The 20,517-nt window shown below is 69.5% G+C and carries 15 protein-coding genes; 1 reads left to right on the forward strand and 14 read right to left on the reverse strand.

The genetic code is table 11. From position 1 onward, the window contains the following. Positions 1–116: 116 nt before the first annotated feature. The 14 genes from H4W30_RS24115 to H4W30_RS24180 all read right to left on the reverse strand — a co-directional run bounded on the left by H4W30_RS24115 (position 117) and on the right by H4W30_RS24180 (position 16,895). Positions 117–4,127: a VWA domain-containing protein gene (locus H4W30_RS24115; protein ID WP_225949852.1), complete on the reverse strand. Its 4,011-nt coding sequence runs from the start codon at positions 4,125–4,127 to the stop codon at positions 117–119. A 326-nt stretch (positions 4,128–4,453) separates the two neighbouring features. After that, positions 4,454–5,428 carry a zinc ribbon domain-containing protein gene (locus H4W30_RS24120; RefSeq protein WP_192744945.1) on the reverse strand — a complete coding sequence of 325 codons (975 nt, stop codon included), beginning with the start codon at positions 5,426–5,428 and terminating at the stop codon, positions 4,454–4,456. A gap of 2 nt (positions 5,429–5,430) precedes the next feature. Next, positions 5,431–5,970: a phage tail protein gene (locus tag H4W30_RS24125; RefSeq protein WP_192744946.1), complete on the reverse strand. Its 540-nt coding sequence runs from the start codon at positions 5,968–5,970 to the stop codon at positions 5,431–5,433. Further along, positions 5,967–7,928: a putative baseplate assembly protein gene (locus tag H4W30_RS24130; RefSeq protein ID WP_192744947.1), complete on the reverse strand. Its 1,962-nt coding sequence runs from the start codon at positions 7,926–7,928 to the stop codon at positions 5,967–5,969. Before H4W30_RS24130 ends, H4W30_RS24125 begins: the two co-directional genes overlap by 4 nt. Continuing rightward, on the reverse strand, positions 7,928–8,338 hold the full coding sequence (locus H4W30_RS24135) for a GPW/gp25 family protein (RefSeq protein ID WP_192744948.1): 411 nt from the start codon (positions 8,336–8,338) through the stop codon (positions 7,928–7,930). The genes H4W30_RS24130 and H4W30_RS24135 overlap by 1 nt, the downstream gene beginning before the upstream one ends. A 1-nt stretch (position 8,339) precedes the next feature. Continuing rightward, on the reverse strand, positions 8,340–8,621 hold the full coding sequence (locus H4W30_RS24140; protein WP_126730963.1) for a PAAR domain-containing protein: 282 nt from the start codon (positions 8,619–8,621) through the stop codon (positions 8,340–8,342). 171 nt (positions 8,622–8,792) lie between these two features. Beyond that, a complete protein-coding gene (locus H4W30_RS24145; protein ID WP_192744949.1) occupies positions 8,793–10,613 on the reverse strand; it encodes a VgrG-related protein in 1,821 nt (606 codons plus the stop codon). Next, a complete protein-coding gene (locus H4W30_RS24150) occupies positions 10,606–11,370 on the reverse strand; it encodes a CIS tube protein (protein ID WP_126730959.1) in 765 nt (254 codons plus the stop codon). The genes H4W30_RS24145 and H4W30_RS24150 overlap by 8 nt, the downstream gene beginning before the upstream one ends. Before the next feature lie 2 nt (positions 11,371–11,372). Beyond that, the gene (locus tag H4W30_RS24155; RefSeq protein ID WP_126730957.1) at positions 11,373–11,819 is read right to left on the reverse strand and encodes a phage tail protein; all 447 of its coding nucleotides are present in this window, start codon (positions 11,817–11,819) and stop codon (positions 11,373–11,375) included. A gap of 11 nt (positions 11,820–11,830) precedes the next feature. After that, positions 11,831–14,293, reverse strand: a complete 2,463-nt coding sequence (locus tag H4W30_RS24160; RefSeq protein WP_192744950.1) for a hypothetical protein — start codon at positions 14,291–14,293, stop codon at positions 11,831–11,833. A gap of 1 nt (position 14,294) precedes the next feature. Then, complete coding sequence (locus tag H4W30_RS24165) at positions 14,295–14,453, reverse strand: DUF6760 family protein (RefSeq protein ID WP_016333592.1); 159 nt, start codon at positions 14,451–14,453, stop codon at positions 14,295–14,297. Beyond that, positions 14,450–14,890: a hypothetical protein gene (locus H4W30_RS24170; protein WP_192744951.1), complete on the reverse strand. Its 441-nt coding sequence runs from the start codon at positions 14,888–14,890 to the stop codon at positions 14,450–14,452. Before H4W30_RS24170 ends, H4W30_RS24165 begins: the two co-directional genes overlap by 4 nt. Positions 14,891–14,894: 4 nt before the next feature. Continuing rightward, entirely contained in the window at positions 14,895–15,338 is a 444-nt protein-coding gene (locus tag H4W30_RS24175) for a phage tail protein (protein ID WP_191250584.1), read from the reverse strand. A 15-nt stretch (positions 15,339–15,353) separates the two neighbouring features. Beyond that, complete coding sequence (locus tag H4W30_RS24180; protein WP_192744952.1) at positions 15,354–16,895, reverse strand: phage tail sheath family protein; 1,542 nt, start codon at positions 16,893–16,895, stop codon at positions 15,354–15,356. Positions 16,896–17,083: 188 nt separating this feature from the next. Between H4W30_RS24180 and H4W30_RS24185 the strand changes: the two genes are divergently transcribed. Further along, a complete protein-coding gene (locus H4W30_RS24185) occupies positions 17,084–20,443 on the forward strand; it encodes a hypothetical protein (protein WP_225949853.1) in 3,360 nt (1,119 codons plus the stop codon). Positions 20,444–20,517 lie beyond the last annotated feature (74 nt).

Raw genomic sequence — 20,517 nt, forward strand, 5'->3', positions numbered from 1 at the left:
GCGGAGTGGCTGACATGTCGCGAAAGCCACTTTCGCGACGTCAGACGTCTCGAAAGTGGCTTTCGCGACACGGCGGGAAACCGTGACTTCCCCGGCCCGAATCCACCGACGGACACTCAGCCCCGGGTGATGAACGGCGGTTGCAGGGTGCGGAGCACCACCAGGATCGGCTCCGACCGCGCCTGCCCGAATTTCGGGCCGGCCACCGAGGTCACGTTCACGGTGCGCGGCCCGATCAGGTCGTGGTGGAAGATCAAGAAGCGCGCCTCGAACCGTCCGTCCGCGCCGACCGTGACCAGCCCCGGCGCGGAAATACCCGCCGACCAGGCCAGGCGGACCATCGCGCCCGGCGGGAAACCCGTTCCCCGCACCCGTGGGACGAAGCCGAGCGTGCCGACCTTCGGATCCAGTTCGACCACCGGCTGCCGGACCACCACTCGCGCGTTCGCCGTGTTGTCCCCAGCGTTGTTGTCCGGTCCCGTCGTGCTCACCGTTCCGGACACCTGGCCCTCGAAAGCGGCCCTCGCAGCCAACGAGATCCGGACCGTCACGGTCTGCCCCGGCCCCAGCGTCCCGAGCGCGCAACTTCCGCCGCCCGGCACACATCCGGGCGCGGCCGAGGTCGCCGGGAGCTGCGGTGGCAGCTGGGTCACGAGCCGGACAGCCGGCATCGGAGCCTGGGAACCGTTGTGCACCAAGTAGGTCAGCACCACGTCGTCGCCGCCGGTGAACAGCGGGACCGCCGAGACCGACATGCCGACCGACAAGGAGCCGGGAATCACCGGCGGCGCCGGTTTCCCGCCGACCGTCACGACCGCCGTCACGGAGTTGTCCCGCGGGTCGGCGTCCTGGCCGGTGGTGGTGATCGTGCCGGTCGCCGCCTGCGTTCCCGCCGCCAGGCCCGTCGCGCCGAACCGCACCCGTACTTCCTCACCCGGCACCAGCGTGCCGAACGCGCACACAAGATCGGGGGTGCAGGTGCCCTTGGTGGGAAGGACCGCGGACGGCCGCAGCCCGGCGGTCAGCCGGACGAACAGCCCCACCACGGGTGACGCGGTGACCCCGCGATTGGTGACCACGAACTCGAACGTGGTGAGCCCCTCGAACGGGATCGCGGCGGGTACCGCGGCCGCGCTCACGGCGAGGTCGGGAATCCGTTGGAAGGTGGGCTGTTCGGCCCCGCCGGGGCTGTCGATGAGGATCCGGCCGTCGCCGCCGGTGAACGGCACGACCGCGACCCGTGGCGGGGACTCGCCCGGGGAGCTCGTGTAGGCGACGAGCCCGCCGTCCGGCGACCACGCCGGATCGTCGACGTATCCCGTGCGCTGCACCAGGACCCGACCCGGCCCGCCGTCCGCGGGAGCGACACAGACCAGCGTGTTGCCGCTCTGGAACGCCAGGGTGGCCCCGTCCGGCGAGACGTCCGCCGCTCCTTCCGCGCCCGCGCCGCAACCCGGCCCGAACTGCGACGAAAGATCCCGCTGGTCTCCCGGCACGACGACGTCGGGCGAAGGCTGAGTCAGGGAGACCTGCCACACCAGCTTCCGCCGGTCCTCTCCCGGCGGGACGACGGCCATGACCGCGGTCTCGACCGCCGTGCCGTTCCTTCCGGTCGCCCGGCACGTCACCGTGGTGGCACCGACTGGGAAAAGGCTGCCGGACAAGGGAGTACAGCTCGGGTTGAGCCGGCTCCCGTCCGCGTCCACCGCGCTCACGGGATACTCGATCACCGTGGGGCCGGTCCCGGCCACCGTCCGGTCGTGCAGCGTGATCAGTGGCAGCGCGGAATCTTTGACGCGCACGGTGACGTTCTCGGTGTAGCCCGGCCGCACGGTGGTTTCCCCGTTCAACCGGAACTCCACGCGGCAGCGCAGGAAAGAACCCGGCGCCGCCGTCGGAGACACCGTCACCGTTTCGGTGAACCGCGCGTCCGTACCGCCCGGAACACGTTGCGGGCCCGCGGGATCGAACGTCATCGTGAGGCCGGGATCGCAGAAGCTCACCGGCTGGACGCTGACCGGGAGGTCGCCGATACCCGCGATGATCGCCTCCGAGATCTGGCCGGCGTCGGTGCCGGGCGTGAGGACACCCTCGGTCGCCTTGGTGATCGCGGTCGCCTGTCCCCGGGCGTCGAGACCGCGGTCGGGGTCCTCGCTCGACCCGCCGGTGACCGCGGGCACGGCCACCACGCTGATCTTCGCCGCGTTCAGTGCGGCGATCACCTCCGCCCTCGGTGGGGTCTCGTGGCTCGCCGCGTCCCCGACCAGGACGACGACCCGGCTGCTGCCCGGACGGAAGGTGATGGCTCCGGTCGCGACCTTTTGCAGAGCGAGCAGCCAGTCCTCGGCGGTGTCTCCACCGCCCGTCGCCTCGATCCGGGCGAACGCTTCGGACAGCAGTTTCCGCTCGGCTTCGGTGCCCGCCGGGGTCAGCGGCTGCTGAACGAAGAACGGCCGTGGGGCGGGGTCGCCCACGTCCCCGAACGCCGCGACCGCGAACCACGCGTCCTTCTCCCGGTCCCGCACGCTGTCGACGACCTTGCCGAGGTTCGTCTTGACCTCCTCGATCACCCCGCCCATGGAACCGGTCTGGTCCATCAGCAGGACGACGTCGGGCAGCGACCGGATCCGGTCGGTCTGCACCGTCTTGCCGATCCGCGTGGAACCGCCGCGCCCGACCGGGACGTCCACCACCGGTGGGTCCACTCTGGACGGTCCCGGTGGCCCGATCCGGGTGGCGGCCCGGGTGAACGTGATCTTCGTTCCGTCCGGCGACCACACCGGCTGCGAGTCGTCACCGCGCAGATGCGCCGGGATCGGGATGTCGGCGAGAAGACGGCCGTCCGCGACACGCACGATCCGCACGAAGCTGTCGGAACCATCCCCGACCGACACGGTCCGGGTGAACGCGATCTTCGCCGCGTCCGGCGACCATGCCGGGTGGCGCTCCCGCTTACCCTCCTCGGCCCCGGTCAGCGGCCTCGGCGCGCCGCCGTCGGCGTTCGCCACGACGATCCGGCTGGTTCGGAACTCACCGGTGCCGAATTCCGTGTAGGCCAGCGAAGCCCCGTCCGGGGAGAAAGCGGGGTCGGCTTCGTCGGCGTCCGGCCGGTTCGTCAGGTCGCGGCGATCGCCGCCGCGTGCGTCCGCGCTCCAGATGTCGGTGGTGTCCCCGCCGCGGAGCTGGGTGAACACCGGCTGGCCACCGGCGCGGAACGTCGGTTCGGTCTCGCCGGTCCCGGGCTGCGCGGAGATCACCGAGACCTGACCGCCCACGACCTGTTTGACGTCACCGAGCGGATCCGGCTGACGCGTGGTGAAGGCCAGCCGCGCACCGTCCGGCGACCACGCGGGCTCGGACGAATCGCCGGGCTCCGGGACGGCCCGGGTGAGCCCGCCCCCGGTGTCGGCCATGACGACGACGTCCCCGGCCGGGTCGAATCTGGTGGTGGTGAACGCGATCCGCGAACCGGTGGGAGCCCAGGCGGGCTGGGTGTCCGCGCCGGGGTCGTTGGTCAGGCGCGTCGGCGGGCCGCCGCCCGCCGGCACGGTGTAGAGGTCGCCGGCCGGATCCTCACCCGTACCGCTGAACACGAGACGGCCGCCGTCGGGCGACCAGCTCGGCGAATCCTCCGCCGCCGGTCCGGAGGTCACCTGGCGCAGACCGCGGCCGTCGACGCCGATGACGAAGATGTCCTTGCTACCCGTGCGTTCCGAGACGAACGCGACCGACGAACCGTCGGGAGACAACGCCGGACGCGTGTCGGCGGTCGCGTCGTCGGTCAGGCGGGCCGGAACCCGGGTGCCGTCCCGCAGATACCAGATCTCACCGTCGCGCTCGGCACCGTCGCGGACGGCGCGTTTGCTCACCCACACCAGGCCGCCGTTGCCCGCGGACGCGTCGGAATCGACGCTCCCGGCCCCCGGGGGCAGCGCCGCCTCCACGCCCTCGCCGGTCGCCTGGACCAGGCCTGTGGTCGCGGCGCTGACGTAGCCGACGCGGTAGGGCGCGGCGGGCGGCGCGGGCTGCTGCGCCGCGGTCGGCGCGAACACCCCGGTGATCGCCGCTCCGCCCAGCACCGCGACCAACGCGATCGCGGCCGCCGCTCGGTTCGGGCGCATGGTCATCCAGTCCTTCCTCAGGTTTCGAGGGCCTCGATCAGCCCGTGAAAGGGCGAGGTGGCGTGTTGCGAAAGCCACTTTCGCAACGTTGAAGGTTGGGAAAGTGGCTTTCGCAACGTCGACGGCCTCAGCGGCCTGCCCACATGACTTGAACGCGTGTCGCGAAAGCCACTTTCGAGACGTGTGGTGTCCCGAAAGTGGCTTTCGCGACACGCGCGCCGACGGAGCCACGAGCCGACTGCCCACCCCACCAGCAACATTTCCCTTACCCCTCACTACAACGGCCATTCCCACCCACGACCCCCACGCAAAGCGCGGTCTGGTGTGGACGGTCAATCCGCCTCGAACAGCTCGATCTCGGAGATCGCGACGTCCATGCCGTCCAGCGAGCGATGCAGCCCGACCACGTGCAGCTCGACACCGGTCGCGCCCGCGCTGTTCTCGATCGGGACCTCCTGGGCGTCCGGCGTGTCGGCCAGCACCATGTCGTAGGTCTTGCCGGTGGAGAACACGAGATGCAGGGTCTTCGGCCGGTGCGCGGCCTGGAAGTTCGCGCCGTTGCCGGAATGCACGATCGCCTTCCGCAGATCGACGGGGCGGTCGAAGGTGAACACCAGTACGGGTTCGCTCTGGGCGGGCGCCGCCCAGAAGGTGTTCGTGGCGTTGTCGCCCGCCAGGTTTCCCGGATGCCCTGGCGCCTGCGCGGTCGCCGTCACCTTGCTCGGGCGTACCGGGTTCAGCTTCGTTTCGAAGATCCCCGTCGTCTGATTCCACAGTCCGACGGCGGCGGTGTTGATCGCGCCCCGGAACGGCTGGTACAGCGCGTAGATCAGCGCCGCGAGCAGCAGCATCACCGCGATCATCCAGCGGACGGCCTTGCCGGCGCGGCGTCGCGCGGCACCGGCGCGGCCGGCGCGACGGCGGACGCCGTCCTTACCGGGCCGCTCCCCCGCCTTGTGTTCCTTGGCACGGCGGCCGAACAGCCGTCGCCACCACGAGGTCTTCACGACCTCCGACTCGGCGAGTGAAGCGCCGCACCGGCCGCAGAAGTTGCGGGTGGGCACGTTGCCTTTGCCGCATCTGCCGCAGATCAGGTCGCCCGGGTTGAGCACCTGGTCTTCGACCGTCCGCTGCTGCGGCTGCCGGACCGGGGCGAGCTGCTCGCCGGGCTGCACGACGTGCTGCTGGGCGGCCGGTTGCCGCGCCGCGACGGGTTCCTCGTCGTCCCATTTCAGGTATTGCCCGCATTCGCCGCAGAACTCGACGTCGGCGGGACCCTGGTGCCCGCACTCCCGGTAAATGACCATCGCTACCCCTCCACCACTTCCACCGTGACGCGCACGTGTGCGGGCACCGAGTCCACGACCGTCGCCGTCAGCCGTCGTTCGTCGATCCGCTCCCGCTCGGGCACCCGGACCCGCACGTGGACCCACGGCGGTCCCGGATCCGGGAGCGGCGCCCCGGGCTCCGGCGACGCCACGACACCGCCGCTGTCGGTCACCTCGACCGCGCCGCCGGTCAGCAGCCGCACGTGCTCGGCGAGCCCGCGCTGCGTTCCGCGCCACCGATGCAGCTCGACCGACCTGAGCACGAGTTCGCGCAACCGAGCGGGGCTCCAGCCCTCGTCCACGCGCAGTGCCACCCAATGCGCCAGCCAGCCGACGAAGTCCTCCGGCGCCAGTTCCGGGTCGAGGTATCCCGGGAAGTTGTCCAGCGTGGCGAAGACCGGTGCGAGCACTTCGTCGAGCGCACCGGTGAAGCCCTGGACGAACCGGTCCTCGGCGTAGACCGAGGGCAGTTGCTCGCCGATCGGATGCGGGCTCGGCAGCCCGGGCACGGCCGCTCTCATCCGTCACTCTCCCGGACCCGGACCTGATGCCCGAACGAGAACGCGAGCGCGTGCGGCGGCAGGTCTAGCCGGTCGACCTGCTCTCCGCGTTCCCGCGTGATCGGATTGGCCGCGAACAAGCGGACGTCCTCGACCATCTCGACCCCGGGCAGCCGTTGCAGCACCGCGAAGACCTCGCCGGACCGCACCGGCCGCCCGAACGGCCAGCCCTCGCCGTCCGGGCCGCCGGTGAGCGGGTTGAAATAGTCGTAGAGCGCCTGCGTCGCCCGCGGGCCGAGGGCGCCGGGACTGGTCCGGCGGCGTGCCTTCAACCGGGCGACGACCGTGACCCCGTGGTAGAACGGCGCTTCCACGGACACGAGCGCACCGACGCAGCGGCGTTCGTCCAGATACCGCTCGATCCGCGTCCGCATCCCGGATTCGAGCATCAGCGTCGCGAAGTTCAGCTCGCCGGTGTCGGGAACCGCTGGCACGACGAGGACGCGGACCGCACCGGTCTCGCGACCGTCGGGGCCGTGCGCGGGTACGCAGCGCACCCTCGCCGCCTCGGGCGCCGCTTCGCGCGCGAGCTGTTCGTAGTCCTCGGCGGTGACGGCGCGGTCGCGGGTGCGCAGCAGCAGGGGGCCGCGGACCGCCGCGTCCCGTACCGACTCGCCGTCCACCCCACCCGTCGCCGGGCGGCGGTTCACCACGGTGCTGACGAACGGGATCGGATCCCGTTGCACCTCGAGCACTTCGCGGGCGACGTTCCCGCGCCGGCCGCCACCGGCCCGGTACGCGGGCACCCGGATCGCGGCGGCCTTGGCCGGAACGGCACCGTAATACCTCAGGCCGCCCTCGGGCTGGCGCACGGCCGGGCCGAACGCGATCTCACCGTTCACCCGGTCGAGCTGGACGTGCCGGTCGTCCGGACCCGACTCGGCGAACGAGGACACCTCGGTCCACTCCTGCCAGCCGTCGGGACCGGACACCTCCACGACCAGCTCGTCCCCGCCGGCGACCACCGGCCGCCTGCCGAGCGGGAACCGCTGGCCGGGCAGGCCGTCCGAGGTGCCGACGACCTCGCCGCGCACGACCTCGGCGTGCACCGCGCCGACCGTGCCGCCGATGGTCGACGCCGCGACGGAACGCAGCCGCGGTGGCCGCTGGAAGAACGGCTGATACTGCTTCGGTTCCGTCAACCGGCACCGGACCCAGCCCGCGTGCCTGCCGGCGAGCACCGACACCGCGTGCCCGTGCGGCACGTGCAGGACGACGTCACCCGGCCGGTTGAACGCGCCGGTGCTGTCCCGGTCGATCTCACCGGCCGCCCAGCCGTGCCCGTCCCATGCCTCCCACACCCACGGTGGGTCGTGCGGGTCGACGCCCTGTCCCTCGACCTCGCAGTCCATCCGCAGCAGCACCGCGCAGCCGGGCACGGCGTCCGACAGTCCGAAGTAGACGGAATCGCCGGGCGCGGGGCTTTCGGCGAAACACGCGGGTTCGCCGCCGACCAGCAGCTCGTCGGTGCGGTCGACCGGTGGCGCACCGGTGTCGGAACCGCCGGTCGCCAGGCCCGCGAGCGAACACGGCACGATCGTCAGCGTCCGCTCCACGGTGAACACGACCGGTTCCTCGACCTCGTCGCGCACACTCGCGACCTGGTTCCCCGCGGGGACGACCACCGGGACGTCGCGCGCCGCCGAGAGCCAGAACGTCACGTCGGCCCGCGCGGCGGCCGGTGGGAACAGCCGCACGCCGATGAGGTCGAGGAACCGCAGATAGTGCAGGTCCGGCACGCGGTTGAGCCGATAGAGCAGCTGGTCGACCATCTGCGCGAAGGTTTCGATCAGTGTCACGCCGGGATCGGAGACGTTGTGGTCCGTCCATTCCGGACAGTTGCGCTGGACGAGGTACTTGGCTTCGTCGACCAGGTCCTGGAACCGCCGGTCATCGAGGTTGGGCAGGGGCAGCGACATCACACACCGTCCTGAATGGACTCGTGCGGCGGGATGACGTAGAACGGGAAGACCAGGTTGCGCGGATCGTTGGTCCCGCGCAGCCGGTACTTGATGTCGATCAACAGCGTGCCGCGCTCGGCCTCGGAGAACCCGACCACGACGTCGGTGAGCGTGATCCGCGGCTCCCACCGTTCCAGCGCGGTGCGCACCTCGTAGGCGATCTGCCCGGCGGTGGCCGAATCGGCGGGCGCGAACACGAGATCGTGCACCGCGCAGCCGAACTCCGGCCGCATCGGCCGTTCACCGGGGGCGGTGGCCAGTATCAGCCGGATGCTCTCGACGACCTCGCGTTCACCGCCGACCAAGGCGATCGAACCCGTCGCGTCGGTGCGCACCGGGAACGCCAGTCCCCTGCCGAGGAAATCCACGTCAGCCTCCGATCAGGACGGTCGGGCAGCCCAGGACGATCGGCGCGCCGCAGGCGGCCAAATCGCCCATTCGCGCCGCGGGCAGGCCGCCGATCAGCACCGTGGGGCAGCCCGGCGGCGCGATCGGCGTCGGCGGATGCACCGCGGGCGGCGGGAACGAGCAGGTGTGCACCGTGCCGACGGTGGCGGCGGGCATCCCGCCGATGAGCACGGTCGGCACCCCGGGCCCGGCGATGACGCCCGGATGCCCGGTCGGGTCGCCGACCCTCGCTGCTGGTGGCATGCCCACTCCCCTCAGTTGCTCAAGACCCGGTGGGTCTCGGTCGCCGGTCCGCCTGGTGCACGGAGTCGCCGGCGTGTCGCGAAAGCCACTTTCGGGACGTCAGGTGTCGCGAAAGTGGCTTTCGCGACACGCCGCGAGCGTCTGTCGCATACATCCCGGCTCCGCCTCCCCTCAGTTGATCTTGACCACGCTGCCGCGCACGGTCACCATGCCGCTCGCGGACAGCTCCGCCTGGCCCTGTCCCTTGACCGCGACCGTCGCGCCTTCGACCTGCACACCCGCCGTGCCCGACAGCTTCAGGCTGCTGCTCGCCTCGACGGTCGCTTCGGTCATCGACTTCACGGAAACCTTCTGGCCCTTGAGCTCCAGCGGGCCGCTGCCGGCGTCGATGCTCACCCCGTTCCGCGCCTTCACCGTGACGCCCTTGCCGCTGGTCACCTCGATCATCTGGTTCTTCTGGTCGAGTTTGACCACCAGCTTCCCGTCACCGGAGGCGACGACGATGCCGTCCTGTTCGGCGAATTCGAGCTTGTGCCCCTTGCGCGAAACGAAGCCCCGGACGGCGATCTCGCCGCTGTTGCCGTCGATCGGCGACGCGGTGAACTTCGGGACCGCGTCTACGCCGTTATACAACCCGCCCAGGACGTACGGCGCCTCGAAGTCGCCTTGCTCGAAGCCGACGAGCACTTCGTCGCCGACCTCGGACAGGACCACCGCGCCCCGCCCGTTCCCGGCGCCGGGCTGCACCGTGCGCGCCCAGTTGCTGGTGAAGTTCTGGTCCAGCCAGGGAAAAGTCAGCTTGACCCGGCCGAGCCCGGCGGGATCCCTCGCGTCGCTGACCACCGCCGGCACCACTCCAGGCCACGCCGAGGCCCCCTGGCCACCGGCGACCAGCCCGTAGAGCGAGCGTTCCTGCCTGCCGGAGACGGCGAACTCGGTGGTGTAGCCGACTTCCGCGTTGAACAGGTGCCGGGTGCTGGTGAGCGTGTACTTGCCGGCGAACGGTTTGCCGACGCCGGTCAGCGTCACCGCCGCGCCCGCCCGGAGCTTCGGATTGCCCTTGGCCACCCCGTCGAGTTCGGTGCAGGCGCCGCCGAGCCGTTCGGACAGCGCGACCGCCGCGGCCTTCGCTTCGGCCTGGGTCCGCCGCGGTGTGTCCGCCGAGACGTATTTGGGGCTGGCGAACTTCTTCGCGAGCGCGACCGGGTCGACGCCCTCGACCTCGGTTCCCGCGTTCGTCGGCTTTTCGACGGCCACCAGTGGCTGCTTCCGCTCGATGTCCCAGCCGCGGGCCTCGACCTCGGGCACCTGCTCGGCCGCGGTGACGCTGGCGCGCAGGCTCACCAGCGTCCGATGTGCTTCGAGCACCAGCGGGTCGGTGTTGGCCTTCGCGGTGACGGCGGGAGCGGCCGAAGGCTTCTCGGCGAGACTGAAGTCCAGGGCGCCGCCGCGTACCGCGATCTGGGCGCCGACCGATTCGGCCAGCCGGGACAGGAACTCCCAGTCGCTCACGTTGTCCTGGCTGAACTGCGTATGCGGGCGGCCGCCGACCCCGCGGACCGCGTCGATCTTGCCGACCTTCAGCCCGGCCCGCTGGGTCACCTTCCTGACGACGTCGGCGAGGCTCATGCCCGGGTAGACCGCGACCCGGCGGCCGCGGAACAGCCGGTGCGCGTGGTCGTAGCCGCGTACCTCGGTGAAGGTGCCGATCCGATCGAGGTCGATCGCGACCGCGGTGACCTCGCCGGAAAGCAGCTCTTGCGGCCCTTCGGGGTCGGAGGTCTGCACTTTCAGTTTGACGGGCACCCCGACGGTGAACTTCCCCTTGTCCAGCACCACGTGCCCGGAGTCGCGGAAGCGCAGGACGAACATGTCCGGCAGGTTCCGGCTGTCGTCGACGTAGGCGTAGGAGAGCAGCGTCTTCACGTCGTCGGGCAGCGGTCCTCCGGCGACCTCGACGATGAGGTTGTTCGCGAAGCTCTCGTTAGCCATCGAGTTCCTCCAGTGCGGGCACGAGCAACCGGGTGCCGGGCCGCATGCGCATCGGGTCGTCGATGTCGTTGGCGTCGGCGATCTCGCGCCACTTCCCCGCGTCGCCGTAGGCCCGGAACGCCACCGCCTGCAGGGAATCACCGGCGACGAACACATGCGTGTCCCGCGCGGCCAGCGCGCCCGAGGTCGGGTTCTGCCCGCTCAGCTCGCCGGCGATCTCCTCCAGGTTCACCGTGCACACCGCGCGCACCGGAGTACCCGACGGGGTGAACAGCGTGTACTTCGCGGTGACGTTGGCGACGTACGCGGGGAACCCGGTCATCCCGCCCCATTTGAAGATCACCCACGGCGGCGAACCCTTGCCGTGCTGCCGGCTTTCCTCGGTGGCGACACAGCAGGTGAAGAGCTGCTCGACCTTCTTGACGACGGCGTCGTCCATCTTGTCGGTGGCGTCGAGGAACATCTCCAGCGCGAGCTTGCACGGATCCGAACCCTTGAACTCGGGTGGCCCGCTCTTCTTCGCGTTGCGCTGCGGGTCACGGCCCCATTTGGCGTTCTTGGTGAGCGAGAGTTCCTTGGGGTTGAACTGGAACTTGATCTCGAACAGCTTGGCGCCTGGCTGCCCGGTGCCGCCGGACTGCGGGGGTTTGCGGACTTCGAGCAGCGCGCGCTGAAGGTTGTTCGGCGCCGGTTCGCCGGAGCCGTACGCCGCGGGCGGCTGGGATCCGGCGGAAGTGAACGTGACGGGCGAGGACATGGCTAGCCCTTCTTCGCCGGGCTGAGAAAGCCGTGGTGGGCCAGTTCGAGGGTCTCGGTGGCGACCTTCGGCGAGTCGGGCGAAAGCTGGGGCCCGCTCCAGCGCACGGGGACGACACCCTCCAGCGACCAGCTGGCGATCACGGTGCCTTCGAGGGTGCGCGCTTCGATGGTCGCGGTCTTGCGCTGGATGCCGCCCGCCATGTCGGCGAACCACTTCGTGATCTGCGAGCTGGCCTCGGTGACCGGACGGGAGAGCTTGACGTTGGAGTACTTGATCCGCGTCGGGAGCTGCCACACCATCCCGTTGTTGCCGCCCTCTTCCCGTTGCTCCATGACGAACTCGCAGCCCAGCCCGTCGCAACTGCTGAAGGCACCGAGGTTGCCGAGGTTCTTGTCGTCGAGCTTGACGACGTAACAGACGGCGACGGCTTCTTCCGCGTCCGGCATCGGTTTCTCCTTCAGTGCGGGCGATCGGTGAGCGCGCCGCGGCGCTCACGGTCGAGGCGGAGTTCGGTCTTCAGCCGCCGGAGCAGCGGGTCGAAAAGCTTCTTGACGAGTTCCTCGGTCTCCGGCTGCGCGGCCGGTGCCGCCGCCGCGGCCGACGTCGTGACCGGCGGTGCGACAGGCTCCGGCGGTGGTACTTCCGGCTCGCGCTGGAGGACCGGAGCCTCGGACTGTCGCGACACGACGACGGGCGGCACGTTGAGTACAAGGCCCGTGCCGTGATCGACTGCCTCACCCTGTGCGGTGCGTTGCACGGTCCGCAGGGTGTCCATTGTGGATCGTCGACCGGTCTGTAGGGGTGGCGCGGCTTCGGCGATCCTCGCCACCGGCAACGGCCCGGTTCCCTCGGCGCTCACCGGGTTGCCGTTGCGCGGCAACAGCGGCCGCGGAGCCGGGTCGGGACGGTCGGCGATTCTCGAGACCGGAAGTGCCGCCATCGGCTGGGCCACTGCCCCGTCCTCCCGGGGAGCGGCGGGTGTCAGAAGAACCGTACTGGTCGTTCGCGGCTCCGGGCTCGGTTCGATCTTCGACGGCGCCGGGCCGTCCAGGCCCCGGACCGACGGCAGCGGGTTCGTGTTTCGGCGAGACTCGACCTTCCGGGACACGGTGAGTGTGGGCAGCTGCGCGCGCTCGTCGGCCGGGGCGGCGAGCGTCGGCCGGCTCGCCGGTACGGGTGATGTGACGGCCGCACCTTCGATGGCCCGTGCCACCGGCAGCGGTGCCGTTTGCTCCGTTGGGGATGAAGCACTCACTGAGCCGGGCGGCTCCGCGGCTTCGAGGGAATCGAAGGTAGTGATCGGCGAAGATCGCGAGAAGACCGTGATCGCCGCGTCTTTTTCGGGCGTCCCCGGCGGTCCGGCACCGGCAGGTCCCGGTAGCGGTGTTTCGTCGCGGAGACGTTGCACCGGCTTGAAGACCGTCGGCATGTCCTGTCGCTTCGGTGACGGCGTCTCCAGCGCCGACTCGACAACCGAACGATGAACAGCCTCCGCCGCCGATGACCGCATGTCCTGCCGCTTCGGCGACGACACCTCCAGCGCCGATTCGACAACCGAACGCTGGACAGCCTCCGCCGCCAATGTCCGCATAGCCTGCCGCTTCGGTGACGGCGTCTCCAGCGCCGACTCGACAACCGAACGCTGGACGCCCTCCGCCGCCGATGTCCGCAAGGCCTGCCGCTTCGGCGACGACACCTCCAGCGCCGACTCGACAACCGAACGCTGGACAGCCTCCGCCGCGGACGTCCGCGACACCGTTGCCGAGGTGCCCAGCGTCGGCGTCTCGACCGGCCCCGCCGGTGGAATCCGTTCCGCTCCCTCCGCGATCCGTGCGACCGGCCGCGGAACGTCGTCCAGGACCGGCGCGGTCTCTTCGGCAGGCAACGCGGGAAGCACCGGGGTTTCGACGGCACCCGTCAGCGGCGCGTCCGTCTCCGCGACACTGTCTTCGGCTGCCGGTACGGGCGCCTCGGGTTCGGCGGCGATCGGCTCGGCGGCAGGCGACTCGACGGCAGGCGGCGAAACCGGCGTTCGCGTCGCACCCGCGTCCGGCACGATCGGTGCGCCGAGCCCGAGCCGCCGCGGCGATGGCGCGGCCTGCTCGGTCCGTTGGACGACCGGAAGCGGCGGCCGCACCGGAGCCTTTTCCGAGGCAGCCGGCTCGCTGACGGAGGGCTGCGCGGAATCGGGCACTGGCTGGACAGGCACCGTCTCGAACGTCCGGGTATCCGCCGGTTCGGGCTCCGAGTCCACCGAGCCGTGGTCCGGTGTCAGCTCGGACGGCGCTGGACTGTCCACAAAAGACTGTTCGACCGCCGAGTTCTGCGAGCGAGCCGGAGGCATCGGGGCTTCCTGCCGGACGGCCTGGACGGTCCTCACCGGCGGATCGGTGAACGTCGACGGCATCGAAGGCCGGCCGGCTTCACGCGACGCGGCCGCGACGACCGGTAGCACGAACGCGGGCGTCGGCTCGAAAACCGGCCCGTCCGGCGACGGCTCCTCGTGCGGCCGCTCGGTCGTGGATTCCGCTTCCGGGGCAGGACTTTCGGCCACAGGCGAATCCGGCTCGGCCTCGCGTTGCACCGACATTCCCCACAGGCGTGACAACACGCCACGTTTGCGGGCCGAACGCTGCACTACGGGCATGTCCGGCGCCGGCATCGGTGCCCGCGCGAGACCACCGATGACCCCCGCGGGCTCCGCCGGACCGACGCGATGGCCCAGCGGTTCCAGATAAGCCGGGCTCCGCCAGGACGTCAGCGACGAACTGAACCGCTGCACCGGGTTGATCAGCGGATGCTCGGCGACGACGCGCTGGATCGGCGGCAGGCTTCGCCAGTCGCCACGGGTCACCGCCAGCGTGGCCGGCGTTTCCGGGGGCGAGCCCGGCTCCTTCCTGCGCCACCTCCACATCGCCACGTCACCGTCCCTCGCTCATCCGGGTGTTGATCCGGGCGATCTCGGCGACGTAGGTCAACCGGTCGTGGTGTTCGAGGTCGAGGATGTCGTCGAGCGACCAGTGCAGGTGATAGGCGACGTACGCGACTTCCTCGTGCAGCCGTCCGGCCGCGTACGTCACGATTCCCCCAGGCGGCCACCGGCGACGTCGACGACGAACTCGTGGCCGCACTCCGGGCAGGCGACACCCGCCCGCGTATGGCCTTCGCTGTTGATCCGGCGGTACATGTCCTGCAGGAACGCCAGATCGGAAGCGAACAGGTTCTCGATGACCCCGGCGTGCACGTCGGTGACGTCGCCGATCCGGGTGATCACCCTCGCCAGCAGCACCACCGTGAGGAAGGCCGAGTTCTCGCGGACCCGGTCGTCCCGCAGCGGGACGAGCTCGTCCCGCGCGGTCGCCAGCCGCATCACCCCGGAGTGGTGCACCTTCCCCGCGTCGTCGACGTACCCGCGCGGGAGCTCGAAGGCGAACTCGGTCCGCAGTTTCGGCCGAGACTGCTCCTCCGGCACGACCGGGGCTTCTTCGGCCGGCGCCGACGCCATCACCCTGCGCATGGGCTCACTCGACTTCCATCTGCTCGTAGGTGACCACGAGCTTTTCGGTAAGCACACTGGTGTCGCCCGCCTTCAGCGCACCTATCTCCAGGCTCTTCGGCCACGCGTTGGTGAGCTTGTAGCGTTTGAGCGGGGTGCCTTCGTAGTCGTAGACGATGATCGCGCCGCCCTTACGCGCGGAACCCATCTTGCCGAAGTGCGCGTCCTTGACCCACTTCTCGAAGCTGCTGTCTTCGGTCAGGCCGCGGGTCAGCGTCACCTCGCCCGCCTTCGGGCGGCCGGGGAGCTTCTTGATGACGTACTTGCCGTCCACGGTGTTCTGCTTGAGCTCGATGACGTCCTGCTCCATCTTCAGTCCGGAGACCTCGGAGATCTGCTTGATCTGAACGCCGTCGATCTCCAGCCCGAAGGAGCAGCCGACGGCCTTGTCAAGATCGGGAAGTGCCATTTCGGAGCCCTTTCACTATTCGTTGACCAGGCTGGTGCCGCCGGACATCTGGGCCAGCCGGAAGATCACGAACTCCGCCGGTTTGACCGGCGCGATGCCCACTTCGCAGATCACCTGGCCGAGATCGATCCCCTCGGCCGGGTTGGTCTCCCGGTCGCACTTCACGAAGAAGGCCTCGTCGGGAGTGAGGCCGAACAACGCGCCCTTGCGCCACTCCATCACCAGGAAAGCGCTGATCGTGCGCCGGATCCTGGCCCACAGCGCGTCGTCGTTCGGCTCGAACACGACCCACTGGGTACCGTTGAGGATCGACTCTTCGAGGTAGTTGAACAGCCGCCGCACGTTGAGGTAGCGCCACGCCGGGTCGCTCGACAACGTGCGCGCGCCCCAGATCCGGATCCCCTTGCCCGCGAAGGAGCGCACGCAGTTCACGCCGATCGGGTTGAGCAGCTCCTGCTCCGCCTTGGTCAGGTGGGTTTCGAGCGCCAGCACACCGCGAACGACCTCGTTGGCCGGTGCCTTGTGGACACCGCGGGTCGCGTCGGTGCGCGCCCAGACCCCCGCCATGTATCCGCTCGGCGGCACGAACGTGTTGGTCCCGCTGGCGGCGTCGAGCACCTGCACCCACGGGTAGTACAGCGCCGCGTACTTCGAGTCGTATCCGGCCTGGTCCATCCGCCAGGAGCGGATCTCCTGCGGGTTGAGCCCGGGCGGCGGGTCGACGATCGCCATCCGGTCGCCCATCAGCTCGCAGTGCGCGATCATCGCGAGCTGGACGGCCTTGACGCCGTCGAGGTCGATCAGGTCGCGCTGGTGGGCGGCCATCAGGTCCGGCACCGCGACCATGGTGATCTCGTCGATCGCCTCCAGGCCACCGAAACCGGTGCGATCGGCGACGTCGCCGACGTAGTCGTCCGCCGCGATGCGACGCGGGACGGGCGGTGGCTGCGGCGGCTCGGTGAGCACGGCGGTGCCCCGGTCCGGTTTCGCCACCGCGCCACCGGTCGCGAGCTCTTCGATGGTGATGAAGCTGGACATCTCGCGCACCAGCGTGACGACGTTCTCCTTGGTGCGCTTGGTGGTCACGTTGTGGGTCTCGACGACCTTGCCGTCCTTCTTGACGAGCACGGTGAACCGGTCGTCGCCGGGATTCTCCCCGGTCGGTTCCGTGACCTCGACGGTGAGTTCACCGGGCTGGCCGCCACCCGAGAGTTCCTTCGCGACGAATCGGTAGCCGCCGAGCACGGCCTGCCGCGTCGCGGCCTTCGGCGCCGCACCGTTTTCCTGGCCCCGAGGGCCGCCGATGCGGACGATGTAGCAGTTGGCCCCACCGTTGAGGAAATAGCCGTAGACCGACTGGGCCAGATAGCAGCCTTCGACGAAGTCGCCGAAGGTCTGGGTGAACTGGGTCCAGTTGGACACCAGGGTGGGCGTGTTGAAGGGGCCGTCCGCCGCGAAACCGACGAAGGCGGCGACGGCGGTGCCCACACCCTCGATCGGCCGGGCGCCCGCCTCGATCTCCTCGACGTACACACCCGGGGTGAGATAGGTGGGCATGCGTGCCTCCCTTGTCGGTGCACTCTCTGTCATCGGCGATGCTCCGGTGTGGGCGCGCACGGCGGAACGACCGAGCGGATAGGTCAGCGGGAACCAATCTCTGCCCGAAAAGGCAGCTGCCCGTTCGGGCAGCGGGGCCCGCCCTTCCGGCTGTTGGCAATTGGGACGGCGAAGCCGAAAGTGAAGGCATGCCGGCGGGCCGGGACAAGGTGGTACAGGCCCCGGCCGCGCGACCCGCGCGGCCGGACAAGCCCGCGCGCCGTGCCACCCCGCCGGCGCTGCTGCGGCTGCAGGCCGCCGCGGGCAACGCGGCGGTGACCCGGCTCGTCGGTTTGCAGCGCAGCACCTGCCCCGCTCCCCCGGTCGCGCCCACCGGGGTGACGCCCGCGTCGGACCCGAAGTTCGGGTCGCTCAAGAAGGACGTCAGCGGACAGGCGAAAGCGGTCAAAGCGCATCCGCCTGCCACTGCGGAGGTCAAGAAGGCCCAGGACGCCGCGGTCGCGCCCGCCGACGACAAAGAGGCTCAGGCCAAGGCCGCGCAGGCGGACAAGATGGCCGCCGCCAAACCGGCCGGGTTCGACAAGGCCGCCTTCGTCGCCGCGGTCAACGCCGCCGTGGCCAAGCAGGCGCCCAAGAATCTCGACGAAGCCGACAAGTTCGCCTCCTCCGGCAAGGCGGACCAGATCAAGTCCGAAGTGATGGGCAAGGTCACCAGCGGGAAGGACGCTTCCGCCAAGGACGTCACCGACCGCACCAAAGAAGCGCCGGACACCGGCAAGGCCGCGGAAAAACCGGTGAAACCACTACCGGAAACCCCGCCGCCGCCCGCGTTGTCCGCGCCGGACCCCCGCAAGGCCACACCGGACAAGGCTCCGCCCGGCCAAACCGATCTGCGCGCCGATCAGTGCGAGACCCACGGCAAAATGGCCGAAGCCGGAGTCACCGACGAGCAGCTCGCACAGTCCAACGAGCCCGAGTTCACCGGTGCGCTCGCCGCGAAACGAGAAGGCGAGCAGCACACGGCGGCGGCGCCCGCGGCGGTTCGCGAGTCGGAAGCGGGCACGCTGGCCGCCGTCACCGGCGCGGCGCAGGCGTCCGGCCAGGCCGCGATGGCGGGGATGACCGGCGCGCGGTCGTCCGCCGGGCAACGCGGGCAGGCGGTGAAGTCCGCCACGAAGGCCAAGGACGAGCAGGATCGGGCCCGGATCACCGCGGAGATCAAGGCGATCTTCGACGAGACCAAGACGAAGGTCGAGGGTGTCCTCGGCGCGCTCGACGACCAGGTGGCCAAACGGTTCGAGACCGGCGAAGCGGCGGCGAAGGCCGCGTTCACCGCCGACCACCAGGCCCGGATGAAGAAGTACAAGGACGAACGCTACGACGGCGTCACCGGCGCGGCCCGCTGGACCTACGACCTGTTCGCCGGCCTGCCCGCCGAGGCGAACAACCTCTTCCTCGAAGCCAAGAAGGTCTACGAGTCGAAGATGCAGGGCGTCATCGGGGAGATCGCCGATTTCGTCGGGCAGCAGCTGACCGAAGCGAAACGGCTGATCGCCGAAGGCCGCGAGCGTGTGAAACAGAAGGTCGACTCGCAGTCCCCCGCCCTGCGCAAGATCGCGGGCGAGGCCGCCAAGGAGTTCGGGAGCCAGTTCGACGAGCTCGAGAGTTCCGTCGACGAGAAACAGCAGTCGCTGGTCGACGATCTGGCACAGAAGTACAGCGAAGCCCGCAACGCCGTCGACGAGGAGATCAAGGCGCTGCAGGCGGAGAACAAAGGCCTGTGGGACAAGGCGAAGGAGGCGGTCGGCGGCGCGATCGACACGATCCTCAAGCTGAAGGACATGCTGCTGGGCGTGCTGTCGCGGGCGGCGAACGCGGTCGGCCTGATCATCGCCAAACCGATCGAGTTCCTCGGCAACCTGGTCAACGCGGTCAAGACCGGTGTCATGAACTTCGGCGCGAACATCGTGCAGCACCTCAAGGACGGGCTGAAGGCCTGGTTGCTCGGGAACCTGGCGAGCGCGGGAATCGAGATCCCGGAGACGCTGGACGCCAAGGGCATCCTGAAGATGATCATGTCGCTCCTCGGGCTCACCTGGGCGAGCGTCCGCGCGCGGATCCTCCGCTTCATCCCGGAACCCGTGCTCGCCAAGCTGGAGCAGACATTCGAGGTGGTCAAGATCCTGATCACCGAGGGCGTACCGGGACTCTGGCGCTGGGTGGTCGAGAAACTGGGCGACCTCAAGGAACTGGTGCTCGGCCAGATCAAGGAATTCGTGATCGAGAAGATCGTCAAGGCGGGGATCACCTGGATCATCTCGATGCTCAACCCGGCGGCCGCGTTCATCAAGGCCTGCAAGGCGATCTACGACATCGTGATGTTCTTCGTCGACAAGGCCGCCCGGGTCAAGGAGTTCGTCTCGTCGGTGCTGGACTCGGTCGAGTCGATCGCCCGGGGCGGGGCGGGCGCCGTGGCGGGCCTGATCGAGCGGACCTTGGCCAAGGCGCTGCCGATGGTGCTCGGGTTCCTGGCGAGCCTGCTCGGGCTGGGCGGGATCTCGGAGAAGATCAAGTCGATCCTGGAGAAGGTCCAGGCCCCCGTCGGCAAGGTGATCGACACGGTGGTCGGGACGATCGTCAAGGCGGGCAAGAAGATCTGGACGAAGCTGAAGGGCACGGGAGCCAAGGTCGTCGAAGGCGCGAAGTCCCTCAAAGACGCGCTGTTCGCCAAACTCAAGAAGAAGACCGCGGTCACCATGAAGGGCAACAGTCACTCCCTCTACATGGAAGTCCGCGGCGGCCGTCCGGTCCTGATGATGGCGAGCGATGCCGATCCCCTGGTGGACAAGATCGACCGAGCACTCGAGCACGACATGATCAAGAGCAGACCCGCCGTGGGAACCCAGATCTCTCAAATGCGCGGCATCGTTGTCGGGCACGAGACGAAACTGAAGGACGCCCTCGCCACGAACGCCAAGGAGGAAATCCAGAACGCCGAGGCCCAGATCTGGCAGGAGCGGCGCCTCATCGCCTCGACTCTGCAGGCGATCGGTCACGAGATCGACCTGGACATGCTCAAAGAGTCCACCTACGTGCTGGGCGGCGAGGTCCGCTCCGAGTTCCGCACCGACGGAAAGTTCCGCCCCACGTTCTACGGAGGCTTCAACGGCCCCGCCAAACTCAAGCGCCAGTCGGAACTCAGCCGCCTGATGAGCCAGAAACTGCGGGAAGCGACTCGCTGGCGGCACGACCCGGTGTTCACGATGAGCACCTCCTACATCTGTCCCGGCAAGGACTACAAGACGCCGCACCTGGTTCCGGGAATAGGAAACACCGCGATAAACCTCGATCACAAGGAACCTTCCGTGATCAAGCACTGGAACGCCACCGGCCGCAAGTCCGATCAGGATGCCCGCACGAAGTTCTTCAACGACCTCGAAAATCTCCACGGCATGTGCGGAACCTGCAACAAATCCAACGGCGCCGCGGAAAGCGGAACAGGTATCTGGACCATCCAGCCTGGTTTCAAGGGGCCGGACGGCACCTGACGGACTCTTTCCAGGGAGTCGTGAGTGGCAATGATGGTTCTAACCGTCATCATCACTCACGAGCTTTCGGCGAC

The organism is Amycolatopsis roodepoortensis, from assembly GCF_014873915.1.
GTDB classification, from domain to species: Bacteria; Actinomycetota; Actinomycetes; order Mycobacteriales; family Pseudonocardiaceae; genus Amycolatopsis; species Amycolatopsis roodepoortensis.